Raw genomic sequence first — 14044 nt, 5'->3', positions numbered from 1 at the left:
AGGTAGCGCCCGTTGCGTCCCATCCTCGTCTTCTGTTTGCCGGCGATCGGAGACTTCATCCGTTGCCATTCGGCAATCCAGATTCTGGCCGAGAAGTTTCCCGGGCATCCGATCGACGTCGCCACCTCGCCGCTTGCCGCGCCGCTGGCGCGGTTGATGCCGCATATCCGCAAGGCGTGGATTGTCGAGAAACATTGGAGGCCCGGGCTGAAAGAGCGGGCAGGTCTGGCGCGAGAAATCCGCAAGGAGGACTACCAGGCGGCCTATATGCTCACCAGCAGCACCAAGGCCGCGCTCGTGCCGTGGCTGGCCGGCATACCGGAACGCATCGGCTATCCGCGCGAATTCCAGTTCGGCATCATCAACCGCCTGCCCGCCGGCTGGCCGAAGAGTTTTCTGGCTTTCGGCCCGCGCAAGACGAGATTGTACGAACAGGTCTGCGCGATCGCGATGCTGGGCGAGAAGCCTGGCGATGGCGTGCGGTTGCCCGCGCCGCAAATGGCGGTTTCGGCGGAGGAGCTTTCCGATTGGCGCGCCCGGCATGGGATCGATCCGGCGAGGCCGGCGTTGGCGCTCTACACGTCCGCTTTCAGCAACTTCCGCTCATGGCCCGCGGAGCGTTTCATCTCGGTGGCGAAGGATCACGCCCGCCGCGGCTGGGCGGTTTGGCTCATCGGCGGCCCGCGTGAGCGCGAGGCTGCCGCGCAGATCAGGGTTGCGCTTCCCGAGGCCGTGGATTTCACCTCGACACCGCAACTGACCGACGCCATGTGCCAGATCGCCGCCTCGACCGCCTTCCTCGGCGTAGACGGCGGGCTCTGCCATGCGGCCGCGGCCTTGGGCGGACCATGTGTGCTTATCTTCGGATCGAACCGCTCCTATGAGACCGGGCCAGTGAACGACCATGTCCGGTACCTCGAGCCGCCGATTTCGACGCCGAGTTGGGTCCACGACACGCGTGGTGTCAGTGAGGAAAGAGTGCTCGCGGCTTTAGCCGATGTCGTGGCGCAGCCGAGCCGCGATCAAAAGGCCTGATCTTGCTGGGATGCCACGCCAAAGCCAGCGCTCATGGCGCGGCATGGTTGTCGGCGCGCATCTGGAAATAGGTTGGCGAAAAGCCGGGAGCAGCACCGCTATAAGGAGCTCCGCCGCTTCATCGGACAGTGTTCTCCACCAGTTGGCGGAGAACCGGCACGATGGCCAGGGGCAGGTCTTCGGCTATCAGGCCCGGCCCAAAACGACTGCCCGCCTCGGCATGGATCCAGACCCCGGCGCAAGTCGCTTCGAAGGCCGGCATGCCTTGGGCTAGCAAGCCCGCGATGATGCCTGCCAGCACGTCGCCCGAACCGGCGGTGGCGAGCCACGGCGCGCCATTGCTGTTGATCGCCGCGCGGCCGTCCGGCGAGGCGATCACGCTGTCGGCGCCCTTGTAGACGATCACCGCGTTGGCGCGTTGCGCGGCTTCGCGCGCCTTGGCCAGCTTCGACAACGCCTTGTTGCCCGCAATGTCCGCGAACAGCCGACCGAATTCGCCCTCATGCGGCGTCATGATCAACGCCGGCGCGTCCGGCCTGCCGGCTGCCTCGTACAGCGTCGAGGCCGCATTGCGGAAAGACGTGATGCCGTCGGCGTCGAGCACGAGGCCCTCGACGCCGCCGTCCTGGCGGTCCTTGGCGAGCACGGCGAGCGTGAAATCGCGCGCCTTGTCGCCAATGCCGAAGCCGGGACCGAGGACAAAGGTGGACGGCCGGCGATCGCCGATCAGGTCATCCACGTCCTCGATCGCGTCGACCTTGCGCAGCATGATGGAGGTCAGATGCGCCGCGTTGACCTGCATGGCGTTTGCCGGCGAGAGCACGGTGACGGCCCCCGCCCCGCTTCTTGCCGCCGCCAGCGCCGACAGCCGAGCCGCACCGGTCGCGGATGGTCCGCCCGAGAAGACGCTCGTATGGCCGCGCTTGTATTTATGCGCGTCCACGGCCGGCGCGGGAAGGTTCGCGATCCAGAGCCCGGGCCGGTTCTCGAAGGTCCTTGGCGCGATCTGGTCGATGATCTCGTCGCGAATGCCGATGTCGGCCAACACGATCTCGCCGCATCGCTCGCGGCCTGGCAGCAGCAGGTGCCCGGGCTTTTTTCGGGCGAAGGTCACCGTGAGCGCCGCGCGAAAAGCCGAGCCGAGAACTTCGCCGCTATCGCCGGAAATGCCCGAAGGCAGGTCGATCGCGACGACCGGCAGGTTCATCCCTGTCACGATGTCGACCGCGGCCTTGGCGTCGCCGGTGAGAGGCTTCGACAAGCCCGCGCCATAGATCGCATCGACGACCAGCGAACCGGCTTCAGCCGTGAGGGTCGACAGCGGGCGCCGCTCCAGGGTGCAGGCGGCCGCAGCGAGCGCGGCGTCACCGCCTGCCCGTGGTTCGCCCGACGCCCACAGAGCCACATCGACCCCGGCCTCGGCCAACAGCCGCGCCACGACATAACCGTCGCCGCCGTTGTTGCCGGGGCCGCACAATATGTGGACCCTCTTGGCGCCCGGGTGGCGCGCCAGCACCAGGGCCGCGACCGCTTCGCCGGCGCGCTGCATCAATCCGTAACCGTCGAGCGATCCGGCCGCGATCGTCAGTCTGTCCGCCTCGGCCATCTCGGCCGTCGATAGAAGTTCATTGCGCATGGGATTGCCGATCTCCGTGCGATCAAGCATTGTCCAGTTTTCGGTTCGAAGCAAACCAGCGCGGCCGGCGCATTGCTTGGAGATGTGGTCGCATTCAAAAGGGGTCTGCTTGCAAACTGCGCTTCCTGCCCTTTTTTTGTGCAGGATTGAGGAGGGGCGATGTACAGGGTTTGGGCGTCCATGCCGCATCCGACGCAGCGGATGACGCGAATTTGCATCCGGGCGCGATGCGGAATCGAAAACGCCCTGTACCGTCTCCGCTCCCCTGGATTGGCACGGTTCGTGCTAGATGGAGGCGCAAGCGGGGTACACAACCCGTCTTCTTGGCAGTGGAGGCCATTTTTTACATGAAAAAGATCGAAGCGATCATCAAGCCATTCAAGCTGGACGAAGTGAAGGAAGCGCTTCAGGAGGCCGGACTGCAAGGCATCACCGTCACCGAGGCCAAGGGTTTCGGCCGCCAGAAGGGGCACACCGAGCTTTATCGCGGCGCCGAATATGTCGTCGACTTCCTGCCCAAGGTGAAGATCGAGGTGGTGCTCGGCGACGAAGCCGTCGAAGGCGCCATCGAGGCCATTCGGAAGGCGGCGCAAACGGGCCGTATCGGCGATGGAAAAATCTTCGTTTCCAACATAGAGGAAGTCGTGCGCATCCGTACCGGCGAGACCGGTATCGACGCCATTTGACGTCCCCATCTTTCTGCAACGTCATCATCAAAAAACACGTCATCACACAGGGATACATGACATGACGACAGCCAAAGACATCATGAAGCAGATCAAGGACAACGACGTGAAATTCGTCGACCTGCGCTTCACCGATCCACGCGGCAAGCTGCAGCATGTGACGATGGATGTCGTCGAGGTCGAGGAAGACATGTTCGCCGATGGCGTCATGTTCGACGGCTCCTCGATCGCCGGCTGGAAGGCGATCAACGAGTCCGACATGGTGCTGATGCCCGATACGGACACCGTCCACATGGATCCGTTCTTCGCGCAGTCGACCATGGTCATCCTGTGCGACATCCTCGATCCGGTCTCCGGCGAGGCCTACAACCGCGACCCGCGCGGCACCGCCAAGAAGGCCGAAGCCTACATGAAGTCGGAAGGCATCGGCGACACCATCTATGTCGGCCCCGAAGCCGAGTTCTTCGTCTTCGACGACGTCAAGTACAAGGCGGATCCCTACAATACCGGATTCCGTCTGGACTCCACCGAACTGCCTTCCAATGACGACACCGACTACGAGACCGGCAATCTCGGCCACCGTCCGCGCATCAAGGGCGGCTACTTCCCCGTGCCGCCAATCGATTCCGCGCAGGACATGCGCTCCGAAATGCTAACCGTGCTGGCCGAGATGGGCGTGCGCGTCGAGAAGCACCACCACGAAGTCGCCGCGGCTCAGCACGAGCTCGGCATCAAGTTCGACACGCTGGTGCGCAACGCCGACAAGATGCTGATCTACAAGTATGTCGTGCACCAGGTCGCCAATGCCTATGGCAAGACGGCCACCTTCATGCCGAAGCCGGTGTTCGGCGACAACGGCTCGGGCATGCATGTGCACCAGTCGATCTGGAAGGGCGGCAAGCCGACTTTCGCCGGCAACGAATATGCAGGCCTCTCGGAAACCTGCCTCTATTACATCGGCGGCATCATCAAGCACGCCAAGGCGATCAACGCCTTCACCAACCCGCTCACCAACTCCTACAAGCGTCTGGTGCCGGGCTATGAAGCGCCGGTGCTGCTCGCCTATTCGGCGCGCAACCGCTCGGCTTCTTGCCGCATTCCCTTCGGCTCCTCGCCGAAGTCGAAGCGCGTCGAGGTCCGCTTCCCCGATCCGGGCGCGAACCCCTATCTCGGCTTCGCCGCCATGCTGATGGCCGGCCTCGATGGCATCAAGAACAAGATCCATCCCGGACAGCCGATGGACAAGGATCTTTACGACCTGCCGCCGAAGGAGCTGAAGAAGATCCCGACCGTCTGCGGCTCGCTGCGCGAGGCGTTGCAGAACCTCGACAAGGATCGCGGGTTCCTGAAGGCCGGCGGCGTCTTCGACGATGATCAGATCGATGCTTATATCGAGCTCAAGATGGCCGAGGTGATGCGTTTCGAAATGACGCCGCATCCGGTCGAGTACGACATGTACTATTCGGTCTAAGCTTCTGATCGGACGTTGAATCAAGCCCAAAGCCCTTGGAGGCAAACAGCCTCCAAGGGCTTTTTCATTTTTGGAAAATGGGGTCCGGCGCCCTCCAGGCAACTGTAAAAAGAACCCCGGCTTTCACCGGGGTTCTCGCATGGACGGGACGTCGGAGGGCTGACGCCTATCCCGCAAGCTCGTCGGGGCCATGCAGGTTCCAGTCGGCGCGGCGCGCCAGGAACAGCAGGAAGTAGACCGCTGCAACCGCCATGATCGCCAAAGTCGCGATCAGGCTCGGGCGCCCGAAAGCGGCGTCGAGCAGGTTCTGGTAGGCGACGTAGATGAGCGCCAGGAACGCGAGGATCGCCGGCACCGGGAACAGCGGCATGCGATAGTGCCCGCCAGAGGTGGTGCCGTTGCGGCGGCCGGCGAAGACGGCGACGCAAAGCAGCGCGTAGATCACCACCAGCGAGGTGCCGCTGACGACCAGCAGGAGGTTGAGATCGATGAAACAGGCGAGTGCGGCCAGCACCACCACCACGATGGTGGCGATCCACGGCGATGCGTAAGTGCCGTGGACGGATGCGACGGCGCTGTTGATCGGGCCGAACCAGGTTTTGTCGCGGCCGGAGCTGAAGAGAAGCCGCGCCGCCTGCAGGATGATTGCGATGACGGCGTTGAAGATGGCAACCGCGATCGCCAGGCTGATCGCCACCGTCAACCAATGGCCGCCGCGCGCTTCGAGGAAATATTCGATCTTCTGGGGTGCTGAGAGCAGGCCGACGAGGTCCGGCGCGCCGAGCAGAACGGCGGTCAGCGGGATGAGCTCGGCGGCGACGGTGATCACCAATGCCCAGAGCACCACCTTGCCGATGTTGCGCTTGGCGTCCTGAGTTTCCTCGCCGAAATAGGCGGCCGCGCCATAGCCGTTGTAGGCGAAGAGCGAGACGGCGGTGGAGGCCAGGATGATGCCGGCCGAGGCCGGAACCAGCGCGTTGGTCGTCGCATCGAGCAACTGCGGCGCGGTGAACAGGCTGGAGAGCGGCCGCTCGACATGAGCGAAGCCGAGCCCGGTCAGGATCAGCAATGCCAGCATCTCGATGCCTAGGAAGATGCCGGTGACGAAGGCGTTGAGCTTGATGCGCATGGCGGCGACAGCGCCAGCCAGGATGATCGTCACCACACCTACCCATTGTGGGCTGAGATTGGGAATGATGACACCGAGATAGGTGCCGACGCCGAGCGCGATGACGGCGACGATGAGCACGATCGACACGAACACCAGCACCAGCGTGACAAAGCCCCAGAAGCGGCCGAGCGTGCGGCCGATCATGGTGTATTCGCCGCCGGCCATCGGATAGGCCGAGGAAAGCTCGGCATAGACGAAGGCCATGAACAGGCCGATCACGGCCGCGATCACGAAGCTCAGGAATGAGCCGGTGCCGGCCAGCGCGATCACGCCCGGTACGATGATGAAGACGGATGATGCCGGCGTTACCGCCGATAGCACGATCATCAGCGTGCCCAGCGCGTTCAGTGCCCGGTCCAGGCCCTTGGCGCCGGTCGCGGTCTTGTCGGCGGCCGCGGTAGTGGCTTCGTTGGTGGACATTGTTGCTCCCCTTTTTTTAATTGGATAAAAATTACTGTCCGAAGCGGAGGCTATCCACGTTGACAAACAGCGTCAACAAATTTGCGATATGCCGACTTGCAAAAATCCGTAGGCCAGTTTTTTATTGAATCAAATTCAGGAAACGAAAATGGGCAGACCCAAGACACAGACCGATCGCCGCCTGACGCTGGTCGCGGCAGCCGAATCGATGATCGCCAAACGCGGACTCGCCGGCGTCACCTTGCGCGACGTGGCCAATGAGGCCGGCATGAGCTCGAGCGCCCTGCTCTACTATTATCCTGGCCTCAAGGAGCTTCTCGACGACGTGCAGAAAAAGGCGGTCGAACGCTTCTGCACCCAACGCGCGGCATCCGTCGCCGCGATCGCCGACCCAAGGGTACGGCTGAAAACGATGCTGGAAAGCGGTCTCCCGACCGATCCGGACGACCAGCTCTGCCGGCTCCTGCTGGAGCTCGGGGCGTATTCGCGCTCGGACGCCAGCTACGCGGCCCGCCACATCACTTTGTTTGAGCGTCAGGTGGCGATCTATGTCGGCATCCTCGAAGCAGGCGCCGCCACAGGCATCTTCAAGCTGAATGCGGCGAGCGAAGTCATCGCTCGCAGCCTCGTCGTCCTGGAAGACGGTCTCGGCCTCCACCTCGTCAATGTCGTGCCTGCCGTCGACCACGCCTCGGCAATGGCGATCCTCACCGGCTACGCCGAACTTGCCACCGGCTGCAGCCTTCGCTGAGCCGGTTTTCATCAACGGGAGCATTCCTCAGCATGGACCAACGAATAGCCTCGACCACCACGCCGACCGGCAAAACGCGAGCCCGCGGCCTCGGCATTCCGCTGCCGGGCACACCGGGACCGGTCAACGCCATCACCGATGTCGAAGGCGTGCTCGTCGGCTATTCGACGCTGATCAAGGGCCACGGCAAGCTCAGCCTCGGGCACGGGCCGGTTCGCACCGGAGTCACAGCCATCCTGCCGCTTGGCCGCGACGGCGTCGGCGTGGCTTTAGCGGCCGGCTATCATTCCTTCAACGGCAATGGCGAGATGACCGGCGCTTCGTGGCTCGAGGAGGCCGGCAGTCTGTCGATGCCAATCCTGATCACCAACACGCATGCGGTAGGTCCTTGCCATCGCGGCGTCATCGACTGGGTGGCGCGCAACAAGCCCGAGGTGGCAAACCAGTGGCTGCTGCCGGTGGTTGCCGAAACCTGGGACGGTTATCTCAACGACATCAACGGCTCGCACGTCACCGTCGACCACGCGATCGAGGCGATCGACAATGCGGCCGGCGGGGCGATCGAGGAAGGGTCGGTCGGCGGCGGCACCGGCATGAACTGCTACGCCTTCAAGGGCGGTTCCGGTAGCGCCTCGCGGGTCGTCGACTACGGTCACCGCTCCTACACGGTCGGCGTTTTCCTGCAGGCCAATTTCGGTTCGCGACAGGAGCTCCGCATCGCCGGCGTGCCGCTTGGGGCTCAGCTTGCGGCGGACAATCCCATGGAGGCCTATTTCAGCGGCGCCCCGACGGGCGCCGGCTCCTGCATCGGCGTCGTCGCCACCGATGCGCCGTTGCTGCCCGGACAATGCAAGGCGCTGGCCCGTCGCGTGCCGCTCGGACTGGCGCGCACCGGCACCGCCGGCTCGCATTTTTCCGGCGATATTTTTCTCGCTTTGTCGACCGCTAATCGCGATGCGCTCAATGGTCGTTTTCCGAAGGGCGCTCCGAGCGAGCAGAGCTACAGCCGCATGGACTTTATCCCCTGGGGTCGCATGGACGATTTCTACACAGCCGTCGTGCAAGCGACCGAGGAAGCTGTGCTCAACGCGCTCATCGCCAACACGGAGATGGTCGGCCGCGACGGCAATCGTAGCCCTGCCCTACCGCGAGACAAAGTGGTGGCGGCGCTCAAATCGCGTGGCGTCATTGCCGGCTGATGGCAGCGGGCGGAGCTCCGTCGCCGGCAGTTGCCATGCAAAAGGCCCCGGCGGAGCGCGCCGGGGCCTTTCACTATTGAAACTCATCTAGCGCAGGCCTCGCCTGCGCCGGGAAATCAGGCGGCGGCCGAAACGGCGGCGGTCGAAACCTCCGAGATCGTCTTCAGGACCTGCGAAGCGATCTGGTAGGGGTCGCCCTGCGAGTTCGGGCGGCGGTCTTCCAGGTAGCCCTTATAGTCGTTCTTGACGAACGAGTGCGGCACGCGGATCGAAGCGCCACGATCGGCGACGCCGTAGGAGAACTTGTTCCACGGCGCGGTCTCGTGCTTGCCGGTCAGACGCTTGTCATTGTCCGGGCCATAGACGGCGATATGGTCCATCAGGTTCTTGTCGAACTGCGCCATCAGCGCCTCGAAATAGGCCTTGCCGCCGACTTCGCGCATGTAGGCGGTCGAGAAATTGCAGTGCATGCCCGAGCCGTTCCAGTCGGTGTCGCCGAGTGGCTTGCAGTGGAACTCGATGTCGATGCCGTACTTCTCGGTCAGGCGCAGCAGCAGGTAGCGGGCCATCCACATCTGGTCGGCGGCCTTCTTGGAGCCCTTGCCGAATATCTGGAATTCCCACTGGCCCTTGGCCACTTCGGCGTTGATGCCTTCATGGTTGATGCCGGCGGCCAGGCAAAGGTCGAGATGCTCCTCGACGATGGTGCGCGCGATATCGCCGACATTCTTGTAGCCGACACCGGTGTAATACGGGCCCTGCGGCGCCGGATAGCCGCTCTCCGGGAAGCCAAGCGGACGGCCGTCCTTGTAGAAGAAATACTCTTGCTCGAAGCCGAACCAGGCGCCCTCGTCGTCGAGGATGGTGGCGCGCTTGTTGGAGACATGCGGCGTCACGCCATCGGGCATCATGACTTCGCACATGACCAGCACGCCATTGGTGCGGGCCGGATCCGGATAGACGGCAACGGGCTTCAGCACGCAGTCGGAGCTGTGGCCTTCCGCCTGGTTGGTCGAGGAGCCATCGAAGCCCCACAGCGGCAGCTGCTCGAGCGTCGGGAACTCGGCGAACTCCTTGATCTGGGTCTTGCCGCGCAGGCTGGGGGTCGGGACGTATCCGTCGAGCCAGATATACTCGAGCTTGTATTTGGTCATTCTAGAGCCTCTCGTTGCTTGATCACCGCACGCGGTGTCGACGCATGGCCGGGCTAGCCGGCCTGCCGGTCGTTAAAATGCAAATCGTATGCCACACCCGCGCGATCGGGTGCGGCAAAATGGTCACGAGATCGTGTTGGTTTGACTGAGCCACCTCAGCACTGCGGCGAGATCGATCAGATCCTCTATATGCACAAATAATATGCAAACAATGATCTTTTGATAGGCATATTGCCTAAATGAATCGCACAACTTACATTGCGGGAAAGATGAATCGAAAAGCCCGTAAAGAAGAAAGGAGACCGGCAATGGAGATCGTCTCCGCCCGTCCCACGGCGAAAATCCTGATGTTCCCACTGGCAGGACGTAGGCCTGCCTCAAATTTAGGCGCCAAGGCGAAATTCGCGGCAGAATTGGCTTCGTTGCCCGGTGAGCATGCCGACTTCGACGGCTGGTATCACGAAGCGGCCGTCGAGGAAGAGAACCAGCAGCACAAGAGCTGACAGGCTCTTCGAGCTTCAAGCACAAAAAAAGCCCGGCGTGGTCATTCACGCCGGGCTTTCGTTTGCAGAGCACTGTTACTTGGCGTGCAGGTCGGTGCCGAGCGTATCCCTGACGAAGATCGTACCGATGATCAACGACATCGCCGCGATGATCACCGGGTACCAGAGACCGTAGTAGATATCGCCCTTGTAGGCGCTGAGCGCGAACACCGTCGCCGGCAGCAGGCCACCGAACCAGCCGTTGCCGATATGGTAGGGCAACGACATGCCGGTGTAACGGATGCGGGTCGGGAACATTTCGACCAGGATCGCAGCGATCGGCCCATAGACCATGGTCACGAACAGCACCAGGATGAACAGGATGCCGATTGTCATCGGCCAGTTGATGGCCGTCGGATCGGCGAACATGGCAAACGCGCCGCCGCCCGGTATGTTGTAGACGGTGACCTCCGGAGCGCCGGCTGCCTCGTCCTTGGTCAGGACCTTGTCGGCTACCGCCTGATCGGTCGGGACCGTCGCCTTCTCGCCGCCGCGAATGGCCGCGGCGTCGAGCTTCAGTTCCGGATTGGCCGCGATGAAGGCGTCGAGCTTCTGGTCCGCCACCTTGATCGCCGCGCGCTTTAGCGGATAGCCGCCGTCCTTCAGCGCGATGTTGACTGATTTCTGGAAAGCGGCCTCTTTGGCCTTGGCCTGATCGCCGGCGGCAACGGCGTCATAAGACTCCACCGTCTCATTGCCGATCTTGACCGTGGCCGCAGTTCCCGGCGCGGCCGTCGTGATGACGTCATATGGGACCGAGTTCTTGGTCAGGAACGAGGTCGCGATATCGCAGGACGTCGTAAACTTCGCCGTGCCGACTGGGTTGAACTGGAACCTGCAGTCGCCAGGCGCCGCCGTCACCGCCGCGCGGGTGCTCTGCTGGGCGGTGGCCAGAGCCGGATTGGCGGCCCAGGTCAGCGCCTTGAACAGCGGGAAGGTGCAGACGATGCCGAGCGCCAGGCCGGCCATGATGATTGGCTTGCGGCCGATCTTGTCGGACAGCCAGCCGAACACGACGAAGAAGATAGAGCCGATCGCTAGCGCGATGGCGATCATGATGTTGACCGACTGCGCGTCGACCTTCAGCACGTTGGTGAGGAAGAACAGGGCGTAGAACTGGCCGTTGTACCAGATCACGGCCTGGCCGGCGGTGAGACCGAGCAGCGCCAGAAGGGCAATCTTCGCGTTTTTCCACTGGCCGAAAGCCTCCGTCAGCGGCGCCTTGGAGCCCTTACCCTCGTCCTTCATACGCTGGAAGGTCGGCGACTCCGACAGCGACAGCCGAATCCAGACCGAAACGGCGAGCAGCAGGAAGGAAACGATGAAGGGAATGCGCCAGCCCCAGCTGGCGTAGGTTTCCTTGCTGAGCGAGGCCTGCACGATCAGGATGACGATGAGCGACAGGAACAGGCCGAGCGTTGCCGTGGTCTGGATCCATGACGTGTAGTAACCACGGCGATCGTCGGGCGCATGTTCGGCGACATAGGTCGCGGCGCCGCCATACTCGCCGCCGAGCGCCAGGCCCTGCAGCATGCGCAGTCCGATCAGGATCACCGGAGCCGCGATGCCCCAGCTCGCATAACCGGGCAGCAGGCCGACCAGGAAGGTGGACAGGCCCATGATCGTCATGGTGACGAGGAAGGTGTATTTGCGGCCAACGAGGTCACCGATCCGGCCGAACACGAGCGCGCCGAACGGACGCACCAGGAAGCCGGCGGCAAAGGCCAGCAGCGCGAAGATGTTGCGCGTCGCCTCCGGGATCGCCGGGCTGAAGAAGGTCGAGCCGATGAAGGCAGCCAGCGAACCGTAAAGATAGAAATCATACCATTCGAAAACGGTGCCGAGCGATGAGGCGAAGATGACTTTCTTCTCCTCCCGCGTCATGCCGCGGCTGCTCCCGCCGGCGGTCGAAGCCATTGCCATTTGAATATCCTCCCGTGAGATCCCGTCTGTCCTCGATTGCTGCTCGCACGGTTCGCGCTCCTCCGAACGCGGACCCCAGGAAACGCAGCCAACGAAGCAAAAAATGACAGAAAGGGCGGACGAAAGGCACCGCGACAATGGGATTATGACTTTGGTATTAGGTGCGCTGCGAAAGCGGCGTACGCCTGGAGTGGCTCAGCTCCGGCGGGTCGCCGGCCCACTCCAGGTTTGTTTGTTTTGCGCAATTCCGAAAGGAGGGCTGCGGCGAAATCGCCAAACCCAACCGCTTCGCACTTTCCTGGAATTGCTCTATTTGTTTCCACGCAATTCCGAACGGAAAACCGCTTCGCACTTTTCCTGGAATTGCTTTTAGCCTTGCAGCGCCTCGAGCAGGCTGACCACCGCCATCATGTCGCGTTTGCGGGCCGAGCGGCGCGCGACAGCCTCCGCGTCCTGGCCCCAGTGGTCGATCTGCCAGTCCTCGTCGACATGGGCCGCTGCCCAGGCTTCCTCGGCGTCCAACTCGCCGAAATCCACGGCCAAGGCCAGCAGCGCCGAACCGGTCAGAGCCGTCATGACATGGATGGCGGCCAGCCGCATCGGCTCGGAGCGTTGGCCGAGATGCGCGCCAAGGATGGCGATGGCTTCGCGCGGCTGATCGACATGGATGACGCCTTCGGCAAGGTTGAAGCGCGCGCCAAGGCTGCCGCGCGCCCAGTCCAGCACCGGATCCCACAGCTTGTTCTGACGATCGACCAGGCCTTGCGGACCGTCGGCGCGGTAGCACAAGAGATCGGACGAGGCGAAGCGCAGCACGTCTTCCAGCACCGCCTGCGGGTCGGAGGCGACACCATCGATCGCGGTGTTGACGAGGCGCATGACCGGCATCGTCACGGGGTCGATGACCTCACCCTGCGCACTGAATTCGCTAGCCACCAGCGCCGCGGCCTTTTCGGTCGGCAGCACCATCACGGCCTTGCCCGGTGTACGCACCGGACGGCCGTCGAGATGAATGGCAAAGCCATTTTCCACCGGGACCACCGAAACCGCCTTGTAGAAACGCTTCGGCAGCGGCGTCTTCATCTGGATCTGGGCGCGGCGCACGGGATCGGGGTCGGAAAGCAGTTTTCCGGCTTCGAGGTCTTCGAGGATGTCGCGCATGTCGAACTCCCTAAACTGTTGGCTGCCTGCGCGCGGGCCGGTTGACGATGATGAGGCCTGCGGCAATCAGGGCCAGAGCCAGAAATATCCTGGTCGTCGGCGCTTCACCAAGGACCACGGCGCCGCACAAGACGCCGAACACCGGCGACAGGAAGGCGAAGCTCGACAGACCGGACGCGGGGTAGCGCCGAAGCAGCCAGAACCACAATACATAGGTGAAAGCGACGATATAGAAAGACTGGAAGAGCAGCGCCAGCGTCGGCAAGGTGGCAACCGCGCGGATGGGCGGGCCAGCCAAGGGCATCACCATGACACCAACGACGGCGGCGCCGGTCAGTTGATAGAGCAGCAGTTTCTCGGCGGTGGTCGCCACCAGTTTCGAGCGCTTGATGACGATGCTGGTTGCGGCCCACAGGACGCCGGAACCCAGGCTGAGAAGATCGCCAAGAAGGGTCGTATCGGCGCCTGCGACAATGCCGTCCGAGAACACGGCCACCAGGCCGCAGAAGGCCAGAACAAGCCCACCGAGCTTGCGCGCGTTGATGCGCTCGCCAAGCAGGAAATGACCGCCGATCAGCACCCAGAAAGGCATGGTATTGACCAGCAGCGTGTTGCGGGCAACCGTCGTGTATTCAAGCCCGATATAGAGGCAGAGGAACTCGACGCCGAAGAGCACGCCGACGACGATGCCTGCGGTCAGCGTTCCATCCGCTTCGAACAACTTGACGCCGCGCAGCCGGCACCAGGCGAACACGCAGGCTCCCCCGATGAGCGAACGGGCGATCGAGACGAAGACGGGGTCGTAGCCTGCGTAGGAGATCTTGGCGGCGACGTAGTTCAGTCCCCAGGAGAAGGTCAGCCCGACCATGATGGCCGCCGCCGCCATGTCGACCGC

12 protein-coding genes are annotated in these 14044 nt (G+C 63.1%); 6 read left to right on the top strand and 6 right to left on the bottom strand.

Annotation, left to right across the window (positions count from 1 at the left end; genetic code table 11):
* Positions 1-12 precede the first annotated feature (12 nt).
* Positions 13-1035, top strand: coding sequence for a lipopolysaccharide heptosyltransferase II (gene waaF / locus DPM35_RS20905; RefSeq protein WP_112129160.1), 1023 nt, complete (start codon positions 13-15; stop codon positions 1033-1035).
* A 118-nt stretch (positions 1036-1153) separates the two neighbouring features.
* Here the strand turns inward: waaF and DPM35_RS20900 are convergent, their stop codons facing one another.
* Positions 1154-2671, bottom strand: coding sequence for an NAD(P)H-hydrate dehydratase (locus DPM35_RS20900; protein WP_112129431.1), 1518 nt, complete (start codon positions 2669-2671; stop codon positions 1154-1156).
* Positions 2672-3018: 347 nt separating this feature from the next.
* On the opposite strand from DPM35_RS20900, the gene DPM35_RS20895 reads away from it, so the two are divergent.
* Positions 3019-3357, top strand: a complete 339-nt coding sequence (locus DPM35_RS20895; protein ID WP_018428041.1) for a P-II family nitrogen regulator — start codon at positions 3019-3021, stop codon at positions 3355-3357.
* Between the two features lie 61 nt (positions 3358-3418).
* Positions 3419-4828, top strand: coding sequence for a type I glutamate--ammonia ligase (glnA, locus tag DPM35_RS20890; protein WP_112129159.1), 1410 nt, complete (start codon positions 3419-3421; stop codon positions 4826-4828).
* A gap of 166 nt (positions 4829-4994) precedes the next feature.
* On the opposite strand, the gene DPM35_RS20885 is transcribed toward glnA, so the two are convergent.
* Positions 4995-6419 (bottom strand): APC family permease, encoded by a 1425-nt coding sequence (locus DPM35_RS20885; protein WP_112129158.1) that lies wholly within the window; start codon positions 6417-6419, stop codon positions 4995-4997.
* 148 nt (positions 6420-6567) lie between these two features.
* Between DPM35_RS20885 and DPM35_RS20880 the strand changes: the two genes are divergently transcribed.
* Positions 6568-7170, top strand: a complete 603-nt coding sequence (locus DPM35_RS20880; protein WP_112129157.1) for a TetR/AcrR family transcriptional regulator — start codon at positions 6568-6570, stop codon at positions 7168-7170.
* A gap of 32 nt (positions 7171-7202) precedes the next feature.
* Positions 7203-8369, top strand: a complete 1167-nt coding sequence (locus tag DPM35_RS20875; RefSeq protein ID WP_112129156.1) for a DmpA family aminopeptidase — start codon at positions 7203-7205, stop codon at positions 8367-8369.
* A gap of 116 nt (positions 8370-8485) precedes the next feature.
* Here the strand turns inward: DPM35_RS20875 and DPM35_RS20870 are convergent, their stop codons facing one another.
* Positions 8486-9523 (bottom strand): glutamine synthetase beta-grasp domain-containing protein, encoded by a 1038-nt coding sequence (locus DPM35_RS20870; protein WP_112129155.1) that lies wholly within the window; start codon positions 9521-9523, stop codon positions 8486-8488.
* A 308-nt stretch (positions 9524-9831) separates the two neighbouring features.
* On the opposite strand from DPM35_RS20870, the gene DPM35_RS20865 reads away from it, so the two are divergent.
* Positions 9832-10026 carry a DUF2735 domain-containing protein gene (locus DPM35_RS20865; RefSeq protein ID WP_112129154.1) on the top strand — a complete coding sequence of 65 codons (195 nt, stop codon included), beginning with the start codon at positions 9832-9834 and terminating at the stop codon, positions 10024-10026.
* Between the two features lie 75 nt (positions 10027-10101).
* Here DPM35_RS20865 and DPM35_RS20860 read toward each other — a convergent pair whose 3' ends face one another.
* The 3 genes from DPM35_RS20860 to DPM35_RS20850 form a co-directional block, all read right to left on the bottom strand.
* On the bottom strand, positions 10102-11988 hold the full coding sequence (locus DPM35_RS20860) for an MFS transporter (RefSeq protein ID WP_112129153.1): 1887 nt from the start codon (positions 11986-11988) through the stop codon (positions 10102-10104).
* 369 nt (positions 11989-12357) lie between these two features.
* Positions 12358-13149, bottom strand: coding sequence for an ATP12 family chaperone protein (locus DPM35_RS20855; RefSeq protein WP_112129152.1), 792 nt, complete (start codon positions 13147-13149; stop codon positions 12358-12360).
* A gap of 10 nt (positions 13150-13159) precedes the next feature.
* Positions 13160-14035, bottom strand: a complete 876-nt coding sequence (locus DPM35_RS20850; RefSeq protein WP_112129430.1) for a DMT family transporter — start codon at positions 14033-14035, stop codon at positions 13160-13162.
* Positions 14036-14044 lie beyond the last annotated feature (9 nt).

This window comes from Mesorhizobium atlanticum (assembly GCF_003289965.1).
GTDB classification, from domain to species: Bacteria; Pseudomonadota; Alphaproteobacteria; order Rhizobiales; family Rhizobiaceae; genus Mesorhizobium; species Mesorhizobium atlanticum.
Note: the sequence above shows the minus strand (reverse complement) of the source record. Positions and strands in the feature narration are given on the sequence as shown.

What these genes read in the sequence shown, in the direction of transcription:
- DPM35_RS20900 (WP_112129431.1), bottom strand. Translation starts at nt 2,671, where the DNA reads ATGCGCAATGAACTTCTATCGACGGCCGAGATGGCCGAGGCGGACAGA.
- DPM35_RS20895 (WP_018428041.1), top strand. Translation starts at nt 3,019, where the DNA reads ATGAAAAAGATCGAAGCGATCATCAAGCCATTCAAGCTGGACGAAGTG.
- glnA (WP_112129159.1), top strand. Translation starts at nt 3,419, where the DNA reads ATGACGACAGCCAAAGACATCATGAAGCAGATCAAGGACAACGACGTG.
- DPM35_RS20885 (WP_112129158.1), bottom strand. Translation starts at nt 6,419, where the DNA reads ATGTCCACCAACGAAGCCACTACCGCGGCCGCCGACAAGACCGCGACC.
- DPM35_RS20880 (WP_112129157.1), top strand. Translation starts at nt 6,568, where the DNA reads ATGGGCAGACCCAAGACACAGACCGATCGCCGCCTGACGCTGGTCGCG.
- DPM35_RS20875 (WP_112129156.1), top strand. Translation starts at nt 7,203, where the DNA reads ATGGACCAACGAATAGCCTCGACCACCACGCCGACCGGCAAAACGCGA.
- DPM35_RS20870 (WP_112129155.1), bottom strand. Translation starts at nt 9,523, where the DNA reads ATGACCAAATACAAGCTCGAGTATATCTGGCTCGACGGATACGTCCCG.
- DPM35_RS20865 (WP_112129154.1), top strand. Translation starts at nt 9,832, where the DNA reads ATGGAGATCGTCTCCGCCCGTCCCACGGCGAAAATCCTGATGTTCCCA.
- DPM35_RS20860 (WP_112129153.1), bottom strand. Translation starts at nt 11,988, where the DNA reads ATGGCAATGGCTTCGACCGCCGGCGGGAGCAGCCGCGGCATGACGCGG.
- DPM35_RS20855 (WP_112129152.1), bottom strand. Translation starts at nt 13,149, where the DNA reads ATGCGCGACATCCTCGAAGACCTCGAAGCCGGAAAACTGCTTTCCGAC.
- DPM35_RS20850 (WP_112129430.1), bottom strand. Translation starts at nt 14,035, where the DNA reads ATGGCGGCGGCGGCCATCATGGTCGGGCTGACCTTCTCCTGGGGACTG.